This window comes from Mucilaginibacter roseus (genome assembly GCF_021215455.1).
GTDB classification, from domain to species: domain Bacteria; phylum Bacteroidota; class Bacteroidia; order Sphingobacteriales; family Sphingobacteriaceae; genus Mucilaginibacter; species Mucilaginibacter roseus.
Window position 1 is genome coordinate 910590 of sequence record NZ_JAJPWV010000002.1, and the last position, 18243, is coordinate 928832.

At 41.9% G+C, this 18243-nt stretch carries 16 protein-coding genes; 6 read left to right on the forward strand and 10 right to left on the reverse strand.

Going from position 1 to position 18243, the window contains the following annotated elements:
* Complete coding sequence (locus tag LT679_RS08855; protein WP_232177093.1) at positions 1-804, forward strand: ABC transporter permease; 804 nt, start codon at positions 1-3, stop codon at positions 802-804.
* On the opposite strand, the gene LT679_RS08860 is transcribed toward LT679_RS08855, so the two are convergent.
* From LT679_RS08860 to LT679_RS08885, 6 genes are all read right to left on the reverse strand, one after another.
* Entirely contained in the window at positions 797-2086 is a 1290-nt protein-coding gene (locus LT679_RS08860) for an MFS transporter (RefSeq protein WP_232177094.1), read from the reverse strand. The two genes, LT679_RS08855 and LT679_RS08860, sit on opposite strands and share 8 nt — an antisense overlap.
* A gap of 88 nt (positions 2087-2174) precedes the next feature.
* Positions 2175-3554 carry a M20/M25/M40 family metallo-hydrolase gene (locus LT679_RS08865; RefSeq protein ID WP_232177095.1) on the reverse strand — a complete coding sequence of 460 codons (1380 nt, stop codon included), beginning with the start codon at positions 3552-3554 and terminating at the stop codon, positions 2175-2177.
* A 147-nt stretch (positions 3555-3701) separates the two neighbouring features.
* Positions 3702-5822, reverse strand: coding sequence for an ATP-dependent DNA helicase RecG (gene recG, locus LT679_RS08870; RefSeq protein ID WP_232177096.1), 2121 nt, complete (start codon positions 5820-5822; stop codon positions 3702-3704).
* Between the two features lie 16 nt (positions 5823-5838).
* The gene (locus LT679_RS08875) at positions 5839-6219 is read right to left on the reverse strand and encodes a RidA family protein (RefSeq protein WP_232177097.1); all 381 of its coding nucleotides are present in this window, start codon (positions 6217-6219) and stop codon (positions 5839-5841) included.
* Entirely contained in the window at positions 6216-6359 is a 144-nt protein-coding gene (locus LT679_RS08880; RefSeq protein WP_232177098.1) for a DUF6728 family protein, read from the reverse strand. The genes LT679_RS08875 and LT679_RS08880 overlap by 4 nt, the downstream gene beginning before the upstream one ends.
* Before the next feature lie 80 nt (positions 6360-6439).
* Complete coding sequence (locus LT679_RS08885; RefSeq protein WP_232177099.1) at positions 6440-7783, reverse strand: OmpA family protein; 1344 nt, start codon at positions 7781-7783, stop codon at positions 6440-6442.
* A 150-nt stretch (positions 7784-7933) separates the two neighbouring features.
* Here LT679_RS08885 and LT679_RS08890 point away from each other — a divergent pair, with 150 nt between their 5' ends.
* The 5 genes from LT679_RS08890 (at position 7934) to LT679_RS08910 (ending at position 14361) form a co-directional block, all read left to right on the forward strand.
* A complete protein-coding gene (locus LT679_RS08890) occupies positions 7934-9226 on the forward strand; it encodes an aminopeptidase P N-terminal domain-containing protein (protein ID WP_232177100.1) in 1293 nt (430 codons plus the stop codon).
* A 117-nt stretch (positions 9227-9343) separates the two neighbouring features.
* Entirely contained in the window at positions 9344-10291 is a 948-nt protein-coding gene (locus LT679_RS08895; RefSeq protein WP_232177101.1) for a hypothetical protein, read from the forward strand.
* Positions 10292-10405: 114 nt separating this feature from the next.
* Entirely contained in the window at positions 10406-11413 is a 1008-nt protein-coding gene (locus LT679_RS08900; protein ID WP_232177102.1) for a glycosyltransferase family 9 protein, read from the forward strand.
* The gene (locus LT679_RS08905; protein ID WP_232177103.1) at positions 11392-12453 is read left to right on the forward strand and encodes a glycosyltransferase family 4 protein; all 1062 of its coding nucleotides are present in this window, start codon (positions 11392-11394) and stop codon (positions 12451-12453) included. Before LT679_RS08900 ends, LT679_RS08905 begins: the two co-directional genes overlap by 22 nt.
* 72 nt (positions 12454-12525) lie before the next feature.
* Positions 12526-14361, forward strand: a complete 1836-nt coding sequence (locus tag LT679_RS08910) for an ABC transporter ATP-binding protein (RefSeq protein WP_232177104.1) — start codon at positions 12526-12528, stop codon at positions 14359-14361.
* Here LT679_RS08910 and LT679_RS08915 read toward each other — a convergent pair.
* The 4 genes from LT679_RS08915 to LT679_RS08930 form a co-directional block, all read right to left on the reverse strand.
* Positions 14348-15586 (reverse strand): glycosyltransferase family 4 protein, encoded by a 1239-nt coding sequence (locus LT679_RS08915; protein ID WP_232177105.1) that lies wholly within the window; start codon positions 15584-15586, stop codon positions 14348-14350. The two genes, LT679_RS08910 and LT679_RS08915, sit on opposite strands and share 14 nt — an antisense overlap.
* An 11-nt stretch (positions 15587-15597) precedes the next feature.
* Positions 15598-16251, reverse strand: a complete 654-nt coding sequence (locus LT679_RS08920; RefSeq protein ID WP_232177106.1) for a glycosyltransferase — start codon at positions 16249-16251, stop codon at positions 15598-15600.
* Positions 16251-17423 carry a glycosyltransferase family 2 protein gene (locus LT679_RS08925; RefSeq protein WP_232177107.1) on the reverse strand — a complete coding sequence of 391 codons (1173 nt, stop codon included), beginning with the start codon at positions 17421-17423 and terminating at the stop codon, positions 16251-16253. The genes LT679_RS08920 and LT679_RS08925 overlap by 1 nt, the downstream gene beginning before the upstream one ends.
* Positions 17424-17484: 61 nt before the next feature.
* Complete coding sequence (locus LT679_RS08930; RefSeq protein WP_232177108.1) at positions 17485-18159, reverse strand: porin family protein; 675 nt, start codon at positions 18157-18159, stop codon at positions 17485-17487.
* Positions 18160-18243 lie beyond the last annotated feature (84 nt).

Below are 18243 nucleotides of genomic sequence, written 5' to 3' on the forward strand. Positions count from 1 at the left end.
ATGAAAGCATTTTTATTATCCTTACGCTCCGAATTTTTTAAGACCCGCAAAACCCTGGCTTTTTGGTGCGCTATATTGCTGCCCCTGCTTATTTGCATGTTAATGACCATTGGCTTTTTAACCAATGCCGAAAAAATGGCCAGTTGGCCGGGCGAATTGCTTTGGATAAGATTTGTTGGTAATGTTTTGAATGTTATGGGCGTTTTACTATTGCCTATGTTCACCGTATTTACTGCTTACTCAATAAATAATATTGAACACAGGGCCGATACATGGAAAATGCTGTTCACCCTGCCGCTGCCAAAGTTTACGGTATATAGCGCAAAGTATGTTTATGCTTTACTATTGATATTTATCAGCCTGGCTTTGTTTGTACTGTTCACCATTGGTTTTGCCAACCTCCTATCGGTAATTAAACCCGGCTTAAGGTTTAACGAATACCACATGGAATTTACTTTGATGCAGATATATTTTAAATTATTCCTTTCAGCTTTAGGCATCCTTTCACTACAATTTTTGTTCAGCCTTTTGTGGAAGGATTTTCTAAAACCTATGGGCATTGGCTTTGTAGGCACCATATCGGGCATTATCATGGCATCGGCGGGATGGAAGTATGCTTACCTTTTCCCTTACTCGCACCCTATGCTGGCACTAACCAACATGTTGCCACGCACTAAAACTCCTACACAATCACGGCAACTGGTTATAAATATACTTACCGATGATGTTTACGTGAGCCTTGCTGTAGCGGTGGTGGTGTTTTTCGCCGGTTACTTTATCTTACTAAAGCGGAGTATTAAGTAGCTACTTCGGGCTTTTTGTTAATATCCTGTAAGGTTAAAGGCACCAGTTTCTTGGTTTTGAGATAAGTAATGGTTACTACGATCAGCGTCATGGTGCCGCCGAATATTACCGCTGGTACCGTATCCAACAACTTAGCAGCCACGCCCGATTCAAACTCGCCTATCTCGTTTGATGATCCGATAAACATCTGGTTCACGGCCGATACCCTACCACGCATTTCATCAGGTGTAAGCATCTGCATAATGGTACCGCGAATTAAAACACTGACACTATCAAACCCACCCTCAATAAACAGGAATACCAGCGATAAATAGAAATTGCGCGACAGGCCAAAGCAAATGATAGACAAACCAAAGCCTGCCACCGCGATAAGCAGGTTTCGCCAGGGTTTACCCATGGGCGAAAAGCGGGTCATGCTTAGCATGGTCAGCACCGCGCCCAATGAGGTTGCGCCACGCATTACCCCAACACCCTCCGGGCCCACATGCAGAATATCCTTTGCAAAAACCGGCAGCAAGGCTACCGCGCCGCCAAAAAACACCGAGAACATATCCAGACTAAGCGCGCCAACCAGCATCTTGGTATTAAACACAAAGCGTATCCCTTCTGAAAGGCTTTTCCATATTCCCTCTTTAGGAGCAAATACGGGCGGCACCTTTTTTAACAGGCATACGGATATAAAAGCTATAGCTAAAAAAATCACAATCGCTATAAAAGCACCTGTAATACCCATGTAAGCATAAATAAAACTACCCACAACCGGCGCAATTATAGAGGCTATCTGCCAGCTCGAACTGTTCCAGGTGCTGGAATTAGGGTAAACTTCTCGCGGTACACTATTAGCCAGCACCGAAAATGCCGCCGGGGCGTAAAAGGCTCTGGCCAACCCATTAACGAAAAGCATACCGTAAATTATAGGCACTACCGTGTGCATATGCAAATAATCGCCTGTACCTTTATGCGTAGCCACCATCATCACCAGCGATGAGAAGAATATGGTACCGAATATGAGCAGCAACATTTTGCGCTTCTCCAGCTTGTCGGCAATGTAACCGCCGTAAAGCGATAAGCCTATAGCAGGTATGGCTTCATACAACCCTATCAGCCCAAGGGCAAACTTATCATGCGTAACATCATAAATGTAGATACCTAATACTACGTTCTGCATTTGGTAAGCGAACGTAAAAAAGAAACGCATGGTTATATACGAGCGGAAATCTTTGAACCGCAGGGCGGCAAACGAATCGGTTTTTGTAGATGTGGTACTGTCGGCTTCGGGCACTTGTTTTTGTTTTGTGCAAAAATAGGTATAAATGAAAAAGGCAGAACCTGTAAAATGTTCTGCCTTTGTAATATTGTTATGGTATAACCTATTTTAACCCATGCTGATCTATTAAATAGATCAATGAAGCCATAGCGGCTGCACCCAATTCCAACTCGCGCTTATGTACTTTTTCAAACACATCTGCGGCTGTATGGTGCAGGTCGAAATAACGTTGTGAATCGGGCAAAAAGCTGATCAGGGTAATATTCGGCACGGTTTCTTTCAACGGTTCTATGTCCGTACCGCCTTCGCCTTTTACCAGCCTGTCGGCCTCGTATGGCTCAAATAATTTCTTCCAATTCTTGTTGATTTTAGCTACCACCTCCGGCGAGGCATCAAAACCGAAACCACGTGGCACAAAGCCCCCCTCGTCTGTTTCAATAGCGGCAATATGGTCTTCCTTGTTCTTGGCGGCAAGCTCGGCATATTTTAAACCACCACGAGTGCCGTTCTCCTCATTCATAAAAAAAACCGCACGTACCGAGTTTTTAGGTTTATAATTTAGCGCTTTCAAAATACGTAGCGCCTCGGCTGATTGTACGATGCCCGTACCATCATCATGCGCGCCCTCGGCCAAGTCCCATGAATCCAGGTGACCGCCTACGGTAATCACTTTTTTAGGATAGTCTGTTCCGGTAAGTTCACCAATAACGTTGTATGATTTTACCTCGGGCAGGGTTTGGCAGCTTTGCTTGAACCAAAATTTGATCAACGGCAACTTACGCAGCCTTAACATTCCGCTCAGTTTATCAGCAGCCATGGTTGATATGGCCGCGGCGGGGATCATCTTGGTACCTGGTTCACTTAGCGTACCGCCGGTATGCGGATAGTTATCCAACGCCGGACTTAACGAGCGAACAATAGCGCCAACCGCGCCCAGCTTGGCAGCCTCCGCCGGACCAACAAAACGCTGATCGCCAGCCGCACCGTAACCCTGACCTGTCTCGATATAACGCGGGTCAAAAGGGCGGTTAAAAAAAACGATCTTGCCTTTAATCACGCTCTCGCCCAGATCCTGCATTTCTTTAATGCTCTTTACCTCGATAACGTTGGCTGTAATACCTGCCGCCGGCGTTGCTATCGACATACCCAGCGCGCAGATAGGTACGGATATTTTTTTATTACCATCAATAATAGCACCTTGTTCTTTGGCACCACGTACCCAATGCGGCACCATAACTTCCTGCAGGTAAACACGGTCAAAACCGTAATCTTCCATCAGTTTTTTACCCCACTCAACCGCTTTTTGCGCATTAGGTGAACCACTTAAACGTGGACCTATTTTTTTGCACAGATAACGCAGGTTTTCATACCCCTGGCCGTTAACCAGGGCTTCGTCGTAAATTTTACGCATCATTAGCGAGTCCTGCGCTTGTAGCGAGAGTGTACCGAAAAGTATAGCGGCAGAGAGTAAAAGTTTTTTCATGTATTGAAGTCAGTTTCAACAAAGATAAATTTTAACGGAGATTTTAGGCAGATGGCGTGAAGATTAAGTATTGGAAATGCTTGTTCCCTAAAAAAGTTAATATGCTTTTTTGTTAAGTCCTCCCCTTTGGGAGGATTCAGGATATCTCTACGATATTTTATCCCACGATAAGCCTGCATTTTTCGACTGGCTTGCCTGGTGCAGTATCTGGTTTTCAGGATGAGTAAGTTGCGGATCTTTTTCAAAAATATCTTCCACACACTTGCGCACCTGCATCAGTAACTCCTGATCTGTGGCCAGATTAGCAACCTTGAGGTCGAGTACACCGCTTTGTTGAGTGCCTTCAATGTTGCCAGGCCCCCGCAGTTGCAGGTCTATCTCTGATATTTCGAACCCATTATTCGTTTTTACCATGGTATCCAGGCGGATACGGCCATCGTTGCTCAGCTTGTTGCTGCTCATCAATATACAATACGATTGCTCGGCACCACGCCCTACCCGGCCCCGCAACTGGTGCAACTGCGACAGCCCGAAACGTTCGGCATTTTCAATGATCATCACCGAGGCGTTGGGCACATTTACGCCCACTTCGATCACCGTAGTTGCAACCATTATTTGTGTTTGAGCGTTGATAAACCGCTGCATTTCTTCTTCCTTAACAGCGGCGGGTATTTTGCCATGCACAATGCTGATCTGGTACTTGGGCAAGGGGAATTCACGGCGCATGGTTTCAATGCCTTCTTCCAGGTTTTTGAGGTCGAGTTTTTCGCTTTCCTTTATCAGCGGGTACACTACATATATTTGCCTGCCCTTGGCTATTTCCTCACGCATCATACCAAACATGCGCAGGCGCTGGCTCTCGTAAAAGTGTACCGTTTCAATAGGTTTACGCCCGGCGGGCAGCTCATCAATTACTGATACATCCAGGTCGCCATACATGGTCATGGCCAGGGTGCGCGGTATGGGGGTGGCCGTCATTACCAGTACATGCGGGGGCACCACATTTTTACGCCATAGTTTTGAGCGTTGCTCCACACCAAAACGATGTTGCTCATCAATAACCACAAAACCCAGATTTTTATATTGCACGGCATCCTCTATCAAAGCATGGGTACCTATCAATATTTTAAGCTCGCCGCTAAGCAGGCGTTCGTGAATTATCTTGCGTTGTTTTTTAGGGGTAGAACCGGTAAGCAAGGCCACCTCCACAAAATCATCGCCCACCAGACTTTTCACAGTTTGGTAATGCTGACTGGCCAATATCTCGGTAGGCGCCATCATACAAGCCTGAAAGCCGTTATCAATGGCGATAAGGATGCTCATCAACGCCACAACGGTTTTACCGCTGCCTACATCACCCTGTAGCAAACGGTTCATTTGCACACCACGCTGAGTATCTATCCTAATCTCCTTTAGCACCCGCTTTTGCGCGTTGGTTAACGGAAAGGGCAACTTATCATTATAAAAGCCATTAAAGTAATGGCCTACCTTATCAAAAATATTACCCTTAAATTTTTGTGTACGGTATAGCTTGTTTTTAAGCAGTTTATATTGTAAAAAGAAAAGTTCTTCAAATTTGAGGCGGTGCTGAGCTTCATTCAATTTATTGGCATCATCCGGAAAGTGCATTTGCCGGTAAGCCTCGCGCCTGTCCATTAGGCGGTATTTGTTGATGATGTATTGCGGTAAATTCTCTTGCAGATAGCGCGCGTACTCTTCAATCAATATAGTGGTAAGCTTTTGTATGCCCTTACTATCTAAACTGAATTGCTTTAACTTTTCGGTAGAGTTATAGGCAGGCTGCAGGGTTAGGTTTCCCTGCCGCTTGATGGCCTGTGGCGAGTATTGCTCCATTTCCGGGTGCGACATTTGGGGCCGCCCGTTAAACATGCCCGGCTTACCGAAAATGATATAAGCTTTGCCTACACGCAGACTTTTCTCGACCCAGGTAACGCCCTGGAACCATACCAATTCTATCTGGCCGGTATCATCCTGCGCCTGTACCACAAGGCGTTTGGCGCGCTTTTCGCCGATTATCTCTTTACGCAGAAGCCTAACGATAACTTGCACATAAGGCATTTCGGGATGTATATCCTTAACCTTATAAAACCGTGTGCGGTCAATGTATTTATAAGGAAAATGCCGCAGCAGGTCGGCATAAGTAAAAATAGCGAGCTCCTTCTTAAGCACTTCGGCTCGAGCCGGGCCTACACCCTTTAAATATTCAATGGGCGTTTCAAAAGGGGATGCGCTCCTACTAAGTTCCAATCAGATTAAATATTGATTATTCAACCAACGCAACCACCGATATTTCAACATTCACATTTTTAGGCAATGCGGCTACCTGTACAGTTTCGCGTGCCGGAAAATTATCGGTAAAATATGAACCATAAACTTCATTCACTGTAGCGAAGTCATTCATATCTTTTAAAAAAATACCCGTTTTTATAACACTGCTAAAATCGGCACCGGCTTCGGTCAATATGGCTTTCAGGTTTTCCATTACCTGCTTGGTCTCGGTTTTCACGTCGTCAAGCACTAATTCGCCAGTGGCAGGATTAAGCGCAATCTGGCCTGAAACAAATAAAAAGCCATTAGCTTTTACTGCCTGGCTGTATGGCCCAATCGGCGCCGGGGCATTGGTAGTGTTTATTATAGTTTTCATTTTTTGAGGATAAAAAGGTCAATCAGTTTCCAGATTATGCCTGCCAAAAACATAATTATGGCTATGGCATTAATGGTATGCATCACCTTTAAATTAAAGTTAGTTGGCCTGTTCGGGTCTTTTTTCCGGAAAAAGTACATAGCACAAATTTAGTAAAAAAAAGAAGGCTCCGGGTTATCCGGAGCCTTCGATATGATCTTTAAAAAGAATCGATCAAAAATTATTTGCTGAATTCAACACGACGGTTTAATACACGTCCTTCTTCAGTTGAGTTGTCAGCAACCGGGTTAGTTTCGCCGTAACCTTTTACTTTAACTTTTTTAGCGTCAACACCAGAGTTAACTAAGTAAGTTTTTACTGAATTAGCGCGGTCTTTAGAAAGTTGCATGTTGTGAGCAGCAGTACCTTCTGATGAAGCATAACCTTTAACAGTTACAGTAGCACCTGATGAACGCAAATCAGCTGAAGTAGCGTCAAGAGCTGGGTAAGCAGAAGTTCTTAATACTGAACTATCAAATTCAAACTGGATGTTTGAGTAAGCAGCACCAGCTTCAGTAGAGTCAGCTTTAGGGAATACGATAGCGCAACCAGCACCATCAACCACTGTACCAGCAGGAGTGTTAGGGCATTTGTCGAATTGATCAGATACACCGTCACCGTCTGAATCTTTTTTCAGGTCGCTAACTGCAGTTTCAACTGATGATACACGGCCTTTAAGAGCTTCAACTTCCTGACGTAAAGTTTCGTCATAAAGTTCGTCATACATCATAGCAACTGGGTTTACCCAATCCAGGTTCGGTTTTGAGCTTGAACCCAGGGTAAACTCTAAACCTGCATAACCGTAAGACCATTTGTCGCGAGTTGGGAATCCTCTTTTGTAACCGTCAAAGTTATCACCGTCAACAAAGTTTACAGTGTAACCTAAGTTCAGGGCAACACCATCGCTTAAACGGAATTTAACACCAGCACCTACAGGGATAACCAATTCTTTGATGTATTTGTCATCATTGTTGTATGGTTGCAATTCGCCACCAGCGGTTTGAGTAGTTTTTGGTTTGTACATTGCTAAACCTGCACCAGCATTCAGGAAGAAGTTAACTGAATTTTTGCGGTGTAAGAAATCGATGCTACCAAAGTTCCACTGACCACCTAAGGTAGCAGACCAGAAACGGGTTTCAAATTCTTTCTCAGTGTAAGTAGCCGGATCAACGTTTTCAACGTCGTTATTGTTACCGCCAACTTTACCACCGTGCAAGTCTAAAATTAAACCGAAGCTGTGTGAAAGTTGCTGACGGAATGATAGGCCGTAACCTAAGTTAAGATCTGCTTTTAGGTAATCATTGGTACCGCCTAAAGCGCTGAATGGTGAAGTTACACCACCGTTGATACCGATGCTAAAAGTTCTGTACTGACCTAAGCCACCAAATACCTTGGCGGTAGTAGGCTCTGTCGACGTAGAAGTTGTTGCTGTTGAGGTTGAATCTGTTTGTGCGAAAGCCACACTCACAGCCATCAAAGAAGCGAACGATAACGCGACTGTTTTCTTCAATGTAGAATAATTCATAGTTTTAAGATTAAACGATTTTAATTGTGATTTTTTTCAAAAATACTAATTATGTTTGAAATCAATACCAAATTTTGTTCCAAAAATTAAAGCTATAACACTGCCTGCACTGTAATTGTTTTTGGATTTTCAAATTTTAATAATCCCAGTATGAAATACCTACCCATTGATAATGAACTATTTATAAATAATAGAAAAAATTTCGTTTCGCGATTAAAACCATCATCAATAGCTATTTTTCACTCCAATGACGAATATCCGCGAAATGGCGATCAAACGTTCATTTTTAAGCAAAATCCCGATTTTTTTTATTTATCAGGCATAGATCAGGAGCAAAGTATACTCATTTTGTTTCCTGACTGTCCTAATATCCTATACAGAGAAGTACTTTTTTTAAGACAAACCAGCGAACTTATTGCCATATGGGAGGGGCATAAGTATACTATTGAAGAAGCACGCGCTGCATCAGGCATAGAAAATATCTACTGGCTGCATGATTATGACAGCATACTGCATAGCATAATAAACTATGCCGACAACATTTACCTTAATACTAACGAGAACGACCGCTATTTGCATACGGTACCTTACCGCGATCTCCGCATGATCAATGAACTGAAGGCGAAGTACCCTTTACACCAATATCAGCGTTCGGCACCCATCCTGCGCGATCTGCGCCCGGTAAAATCAGACATCGAGGTGCAGCTTACCAAAAAAGCCTGTGAAATTACCCGCGACGCCTTTATACGCGTACTTAAATTTGTAAAGCCCGGTGTTACCGAATATGAAATAGAAGCCGAGGTTACCCACGAGTTTTTACGCCAGCGCGCTACCGGGCACGGTTATAATCCTATTATCGCGTCGGGCAAAAACGCTATAGTATTACATTATAATGATAACAACCAGTTATGCCATGACGGCGATGTAATTCTATTTGATTTTGGTGCCGAGTACGCCAACTACAACGCCGACCTGAGCCGCTCAATACCGGTTAACGGCCGCTTTACCCCTCGCCAGCGCGATGTATATAATGCGGTATTGCGCGTTATGCGCGAGGCAACCAAGCTAATTGTTGTAGGTACGGTTTCACCAGAGTATCATGAGGAAGTGGGCAGGATCATGACCAGCGAACTTATTGGCCTAGGCTTATTAAAGAAGCATGAAGTAGACCGGCAAGACCCTAAGATGCCTTTGTATAAAAAGTATTTTATGCACGGTACCTCACATCACCTGGGTATCGACGTGCATGATTACGCCAGCCGTTATAAGCCTTTTGAGTCAGGCAATATCCTAACTTGCGAACCCGGAATTTACATACCTGAAGAAGGCCTGGGCATACGTATCGAAAACGATATATTGATAACAGCAGATGGGAACATTGACCTGATGGCCGATATACCGGTTGAGACTGAACATATCGAGGAAATTATGAATGGTAAATAATGCCTTATTAAGCAATAGGATATAATTAATTATTTTTTAAATAAAAATTAATTATTCGTTTTTATTTTGATCTTAAAGTTAGGTTTGTTTTATTAGCGGAAATAAAACAAACCTAACATGAAAAAATTATTTCTATCAGCACTCGCAGTTGGCTTTTTAGCTTTTTCTTCCTGCAAAAAGGATGCTTCTTCAACTCAACCAACGAAAACCATCCAGGATGAAGTTGTGCTAACCAACGGAAGATTACAGTTTAAAGATTCAAAGACTTTGAATAATGTTATTTCGAAGCTAATTAATAAAGGCACAGATTATTGGAATAATTGGGAAAGGGATTTAAAGTTTAAATCCCTCAGAAATGATTCTCTTGCTTCCGAAAAATTTGAATCATTTGTTTTTCCATCTTTTTACAAAACTATAATCAACCCAAAAGGTGAGTATATGGTGGGCGATACTATTGTTTGGTTTAACAACGGTTACAAATATTTGATCCCTAACAAAGACGAAGCATTGCTGGCTAAAACCAAAACCAATCCAGACGCCTACAACTTAAAATTTGCCGCTGGCGATCAACCTATCAACTCTTCTGGTAAATTGACGACGCAAAGTACCCAACTTGGTGGGGGGAAAAAAGACGCACGTTATCAGCTTGAATTTATAAAGGATGGTGACCCTAATAGTAAGCGAAAAATTGTTTTTGAAATTTATAACTATGTAGAGCAGGGCATTTACAATATCCATTATATACATACACTTATAAAACTCGAGTATCTTGGCGGAAATAAACCCGGCAACTGGAAACCGGCAAGTGAAACTATGGAAAAAAGAATTTCTAACTTAAGTTTTGATATCGCCTTTGCAGGTACCGGAACCGGCGCGACTGCTCATGCTACCGGATCGAATATTAATACTGGTACTCAAATCGACGGTATTAATCTCGACTACGTACTTTGCACATTTCAGTCAACTAACAAAACGGTGAACGCTACAGTCAATGGTCAATATTATGCGAAAGTACTGGCGCCCCAACATTCAGCTGGGATTTATACTGTAAATTCTGCATGGTAATTTTAGTTAAACGCTATTTATTTAAAAAAGGAGATCCAGTGGGTCTCCTTTCTTATTATTACTATTGGCCAATTTTTATATTGCCTATATTTGAACGGTTTATTCATTTTACAATTGCCGAAAGAACAGACACCATACAAACACATACTCATATGCCGCACGGATGCCATTGGCGATGTGGTGCTAACGCTGCCTATGTGCGGTTACATACGGTCCGTTTATCCTGATGTCAAGATTTCATTTTTAGGGCGCACCTATACCAAACCAGTAATTGAAGCGTGCCGGGCGGTTAATGCATTTATTAATTACGACGACCTTTTAAAGCTGTCTTTTAGTGACCGGGCTAAAAGTTTGCAAACGTTGAATATCAATTGCGCTATTCATGTTTTTCCTAACAAAAAGGTAGCTAAGTTTATTAAAGCAGCAGGTATATCAACCCGTATCGGCACCACTAACCGTATATTCCATTGGTTTACCTGTAACAAGCTGGTTAAGCTGAGCCGAAAAAAGTCGGATTTGCATGAAGCGCAGCTGAACATGGTTTTGCTTAAGCCGCTTGGCTTACCAGTATTACCGCTTGAACAAATACACCAGTACTACCAGTTTGAACCGACAGTTACGGTGCCAGAAAAAATCAGCCCCCTGCTATCAACTGATAAATTTAACTTGATCCTTCACCCTAAATCGCACGGCAGCGGGGTTGAATGGCCGCTTGAAAGTTTTGAACAATTAATTGAGCTACTTCCTGCCGAGAAATTCAACATCTTCATCAGCGGCTCCGAAAAAGAAAAAAACATATTAGCTGATTGGATTGAAAAACTGCCCGACCACGTAACAAATCTTACCGGCAAAATGGATTTGTATCAATTCGTCAGTTTTATACGTAATGCTGATGGGCTGGTAGCCTCCGGTACGGGGCCATTGCATATTGCAGCGGCGTCAGGCATCAACACGTTGGGTTTATTCCCATGCGTTAGGCCTATACACCCGGAACGTTGGGCCCCATTAGGTAAAAGGGCCGGCTACCTGGAAAGCAACTCAGAAAACTTAAGCAGCATAACGCCGCAGGCGGTAGCTGATGTTATTATCAACTGGCAAAAATGGGCAGATCAAACATATTAGTTACACTCGACTCGATGCGTTATCCTAATACGGGCTTGTATTACTTTGGTAAAAGCCTTGGCGAGGCACTGCTCAGGCAAAATCAACAACGGTTTAAACTCACCTACTTTTTAGACAAACACACTAAAGTTTTTGATGATACCGAAGCGAGCACCATGTACCTCAGAAAGTATCATAAGGCAATATTCTTCAACTACCGCAACATTGACCTTTTCCACTTTACAGATCAGTTTTCGCGGGTAAAACCGAAGCGTGTTTCGAGAAAAAAAATATTAACTATACACGATATTAATCAGGTGCATGAAAAAGACCTGAGCCCGGAAAAACTTAAAATTTACCTTGATAAATTGGGCGAGCGTATCGATTCGTGCGATAAGATAGTCACCATATCGCAATTTGCGGCAGATGATGTTTTGAGATTTTATCCTCATGTGAAAGATAAGCTTAGCGTGATATATAACGGTGCAGACAAGCTACTTGTAAAGCCTGGGCATCTGCCGGCGTATCAACCACCAAAACCTTTTCTGTTTACAATAGGTATAGTATCAGCCAAAAAGAACGCCCATGTTTTACCCGCCTTGTTGCAAAATAACGACATGGAACTCGTTATTGCCGGTATTGAAACGCCCTATAAGGATGTAGTAATGGAACAGGCAAAAAAATTTAATTGTGCTGACCGTGTAAAAATTATAGGAACTATTAATGATGATGACCGGTCATGGTATTATCAGCATTGTACAGCTTTTGTATTTCCATCAATAGCCGAAGGCTTTGGCTTGCCGGTTATTGAGGCCATGCATTTTGGGAAGCCTGTGTTTGTATCCACCAGCACCTCGTTGCCTGAAGTAGCTGGGGATGCCGCCTACTATTTCAAAAGTTTTGAACCTGAAGATATGCAGCAAACTTTCGATCAAGGCATGGAAAATTTTGCATCAACCAACATGGCACAAAAAGCCATGCAACACGCCGCACGCTACAATTGGGATGACACGGCCAGACAATACCTTGAATTATACGATAGATGCCTCAACAATAAATAACACAGTGCTTAGTTATTAAAACTAACAGACATTTAACTAAATACTGTTAATTTTGCACCCTTAAATTTTTTAATGAAAACATATTTCAGGCTGCTCTCATTTGCTAAACCCATCGAGAAGTTTGCTATACCTTACATACTATACACCTTATTATACGTAATATTCAGCACGTCGGTATTGGCGCTGCTTGGCCCGCTGTTAAATACACTTTTTAACGTTAATGATTGCGCCCCCGAAAAGGTTGCCAAAGTAAGTAAGGATATTTCTACGTTTGACGTAGCCGGATGGTTTAAATTCTATCTAAATGATTTTGTTGAGAAACATGGTCAGTTTGGCGCCTTGCAATTTGTTTGCGCGGTTATAATGGCGGCGGTTATATTAGGTAATCTTTTCCGCTACCTGTCGCAGCGCACCATGGAAAATATGCGCATTCATACGCTGCTTAAAATACGTAAGGCGGTGTTTGACAACGTGATTAACCTGCACCTTGGCTACTTCAGCAATGAGCGTAAAGGTGATATCATTTCAAAGATAGCATCAGAAGTTCAAACCGTGCAATTTACGGTTACCGGCACGCTACAGGTTATTTTTAAAGAACCTTTGCTGCTGATTGCGTACTTAGTTGTACTGTTCTCCACATCAGTAAAACTAACATTAATATCATTACTGGTGATACCTATTGCCGGGTTTATCATATCGCGAATTGTAAAAAAACTCAGGTCTCAGGCTGTCGAGGCTCAAAGCTCTTACGCCAACATGGTTAGCTATCTTGATGAAGCATTATCGGGCATCAAGATCATTAAAGCTTTCAATGCAACAAACTTTATAATTAAGCGCTTCGACGACGAAAATATTCGCTATTCAAAAATAGGCAAGGCCATGTCTCGCAGGCAACAGCTCGCCTCGCCGGTATCTGAAGCGCTTTCTATTATCATGATCTCGTTTATTGTGTTATACGGTGGCTACCTGCTTTTCAATAATGAGTCTGAGCTTACTCCGGGCCAATTCATCGCCTATATTGCCTTATTTTCACAACTAATGCGTCCGGCCAAAGCTTTGGGCGACTCATTTAGCAATATTCATACAGGGCTGGTTGCCGGCGAGCGGGTACTTGCACTGATAGATGAAAAGCCACAGATAACCGATGCCCCCGATGCAGTTGCCGTAACCGAATTTAACGAAGGTATACACCTTAACAATGTAAGCTTTGCCTATAATGAACGGACTGTTTTAAAGAACATAAACCTAACAGTTCCAAAAGGCAAAACAGTTGCGCTGGTTGGCCCATCGGGTGGTGGTAAATCAACCATGATGGATTTATTGCCACGTTTTATTGAGCCGAAAGAGGGTGATATTTTGATTGACGATAACAACATCAAACAAGTTAAAACCGATTCGCTCCGCGCGTTAATGGGGATTGTTAATCAGGAATCTATATTGTTTAACGATACCATATTTAATAATATCGCCTTCGGCAAAACCGGCGTTTCGCAGCAAGAGGTAGAAGCAGCGGCACGTATTGCCAATGCCCATAACTTTATAATGGATACCGAAAATGGTTATCAAACCAATATTGGCGACAGGGGCGTAAAACTTTCAGGCGGGCAAAGGCAGCGCATTAGTATCGCCCGCGCGGTATTGAACAATCCACCGATCATGCTGCTTGACGAGGCTACCTCGGCGCTGGATACCGAATCAGAAAAACTGGTACAGGATGCGTTGAACAACCTGATGAAAAACCGCACATCACTAATTATAGCGCACCGCTTAAGCACCATACAAAATGCCGATATAATTGTGGTGCTTGAAGAAGGCCGTATTGTTGAACAAGGCAGCCATGCCGAACTGATTGAGCACAACGGACTTTACCGCAAGCTGATCGATATGCAAACTTTTAACGCTGATTAGACTGTACAACATAATCAACTGCCTTAATAATTTTGTTGATTACTACATGCCAGGTGTAATTTTCAGCAACATATCGTTTTGCGTTTAAAGCGAGTTTTTCTCTATCTAAAGCCGGATCAATTGCCGCATCAAGGGCCTCGTTGAAGCTTTGCTGATCGTGGTATAAAAATCCGGCCTTGCTATTATTTATATGATCCTTTAACACCTCGCTGTGCTCATTAGCTATCACCGGGATACCCTGCGCCATGCTTTCAAGCGTCACCAGCGAAAGGCTTTCGTAAATAGATGGTATAATAAGCGCCTGTGCATCACAAAGCAAACGCAGCTTCAACTCCTCACTTACAAAGCCGGTGTAAATAATATCCGGGTGTTGAATAAGCTCCATAAAAGCACGGCCAACAAATACCAGTTTTACATCATTCTGGTTATGAGTTTTATAATTTATAAAATACTGAGCAAGCTCATTACATTGCTTTGCTGTTTCGATACGGCCTATATAGACGAAGTAATTGCCTTTAACTAATTGCTCATGGTCGTCTGTAAATAGTGATAGTTTCTTTTCAGTAATGCCTACACCAACAATATCAGCGTATATATCACTATTGTTAAAAAGCTTGTTAACAAACTTTTGCTCGCTTAATGTATTATACAAAATGGCTTTAGGCTGTTTAAACAGTAGCCTGTATAAATGCATATATATCGGCGGTTCGTCATGTGCTGTAGGTATAAATATCGCTTTATCCTTTACAGCAGCCATCCCTTTTGCGGTAGGATAATACAGATAGGTAAAAAAAATAAAGGCATCGGCAGTTGCTATATTACCTTTTATGTAATTAACTAAATTTGGCAGGTAAGGCCCTTGCTCCTTTATCCATTCAGTTTCATAATACCGTTGAAAAAGCATATCGTAAACTGGCAGCAATCCGGTTAATTTAAGCCATTTCAGCTTTTTGTTCCGCTTGTTAAGTTTTTTGTTGAGCCAGGCAATACGGCTGTAATCAGGCGTGCGGGGTACAGCAAACCGGGTTATTTTAACCCCATTTAAATAGCTCTCTCCCGCCGGATACTCGTTGGCCCATGTAACATAATCTTTGGCACATGAGGTAAGTATTTGCACATCATACAATTCGGCTAACCGTTCAGCGAGCATGCGGCAATGTACTTCGGCACCACCATTAACCTCTGCACCATAGCGCTGTATAACGAATACGACCTTATTTTTCATCGCAATAACTATCAGCTATGTGGTATGGTATCATACAGATCGTTTTGCTTTTCCTGCCGATCAATACTTTTAACATGCCAAAGGCAATTATTTTCATCAGCAGGTATATAGTATGCGCGTTTAAAACCGGTCAATCCTTCATGAACCCTGTTTATCCACTTAATGGCCCCATTTAATTTAAATACACGTAACTGATGGTCGGGAAAGTTAACGTATCCTTTTTCATTTAGCTTCCAGTTCCATTTTTGTATGTGATCTGGAGTCAATCCATCTACTATATTTATCCTTGGCACTAAAAAGCAATCGTATTTACACTTTCTGAAAATTATTTTCTTTATTGATTCAACTAAATGTTGCTGCGGCAACTCATCTGCATCTATCTGAAACAGATATTTGCATTTGGCATACTCTATCAAATTGTTTTTAAAAGTAGCGAAATCGCTATTTAAACGAGCCTCGATATGCTTTATACGATCTTTGTATCGATTTATAACCTTTGTAGTCGCTTCATCTTTTTGGGTCACATCCTGCAGAACGATTATCTCATCGTTATTATCAATATTGGACGTCAAAAAACCAAGCAATTTATCAAGTTCCTGATGTTCGTTATGCACAGTTATACCGTAACTGATGCTTACAAAAAGTTTATGAATATTGAATAGCATTAGCGGCGGTTTATAAGCGTATGTTCTAAATTTCGAAGTTGTTTTATTTCGATTGTTAAGTTAGCCCGTTTAAACTTAAAATTACTTTTTCCGATAAGTTTCTCAAAGAAACCCAGCTTTTTATTAGCGCGGCGTGTTATTATTTCGTTTAAATAACGAATTGCATTATAGCTATCATCAGTAAAGCGGCTACCGTCAATATTTACCAACATATCGTTATTTTTCTCGGCTTGTAAAGGCTTTATACGGGTGTTCAGGTCAAAAGCTGTATTGGGCTGTTCGCTTAATATATAACCATTGGCATCATGATCGGTATAAACGCTTGTACAAAAGGGCTCAATCTTTCGCAATAAATCGTCAGTTCCATTTTTTAATATGAAGCCCAAATTATATTTATGTTTAATTGGTGATGAATTTAAAAAACCCCATTTCCTTGTGAAGTTTCTATTAGAGTTTTCCTCGATTAGTTTTGTACGATCCTTGTACTCATCAGATGATCTGGATGTTTTACTTACAAAATGGTAGCATATAGCATTATGCGATACTATTGTTTTTAAACCAAGTAATTTTAGCCTCAGTATTAGATCATCATCCTCACAGAACATGGGGTTGTATAGAGGATCTAAGCCACCTATTTCTAACAACACTTTTCGAAATACACATAAAAAAAATGTTAAATCAGATGGTTCTCCATTTACATTATTGGTTTGCTGTAGTTCTCTAACAAAGCTATACAAGTATGCAATGTTCTGATTTTCTATATTGTCGCCAAAATCTTTTATAATTTTTCCAGGCCGCTCATGCCCGGCAAATATAGGTGGCTCTATTGTAGTATAGGTTATTACTGTATCTTCTGCGATTAATTGTTCAAGACTTTCAATAAACCCCGGAGCAAGTATCATATCATTATGTGCATAAGCTACATAATCCTTAGTTGCTAATTCAGTACACTTATTAAACGTGTCTGAAAACGTTTTTTGCTCTGCTGAATAATGATATACAAGGTATGGGTCGTTCAATCCGTCAAGCCATTCATGTGTACCATCAGTACTGCCATAGCTAACAAAAACTATTTCAACTTCAGGATAAATGGCCCGTGTAGTGTGATAAAAGTTCTTACTATAATCCAGATTGTTTTTTAAACCTACAAGCAGCGAGATATTATTTTTCATGCAAAAAGGGTTTATAAGCAGCGCTTGTTCAGCGCTGCTTATAAACCAAAAGTACACCTTTTTACCTGAACTTAAAGCCCAGGCCAATCTGCCAAACCTGGTTACGGTAGTCGGGGATGTTTGAGTAACGTTCGGTGTTGCTGTCCTGCAGGTCAATAGTGTAACGGGCATGCAAATCAACCGTGCGGTTAAGGTCAATACTTAGGCCAACCACGCCACCTACAAGCGTTTTGTTACCTTCGTAATCATACCTTTCTTCAACAACGGTGGCAAAATCATTACGGTAAATATTTTTTGATGATACCAGGAACGACAGTTGCGGACCAATCACAAAGTTTAGCCCCGGTGTAAGTTTTAGCTTAGCCAGCAAGGGTACATCAATAAAATTATTACGCTGCTTAAAATCGCCGTCAATAGTTTGTGCGCTGAACCCTTTTTGCGACCACAGCACCTCAGGCGCGAATGATAGCGGATAGGCAATCGGCACGTCAAGCGTGAAACCCAGGTTGGCGCCGGCAATGGTGTTGGTTGTCCAGTCAGAGTTATAGGCATCCACCGTGTTGGCAATATTCAGGCCACCTTTAAAACCTGCGGTTACCTGGTAAAAGTCGTTGTGGCGGCGCTGGTTGTTATAATAACCTGGCGGCGGGCGGCGAACCGGTTTACGGCGGTAATATTGGGCGCTAACATCGCCTGCTATCAGCAAGCATATGGCAATAAATAAAAATTTTTTCATCTTTAAAACTTGTTGGTTTTACAACATAGAGTAAAACCGCGCGCGAAGGTTTATTCGTAACTAAAAAATTGAACAGTGGCAAAA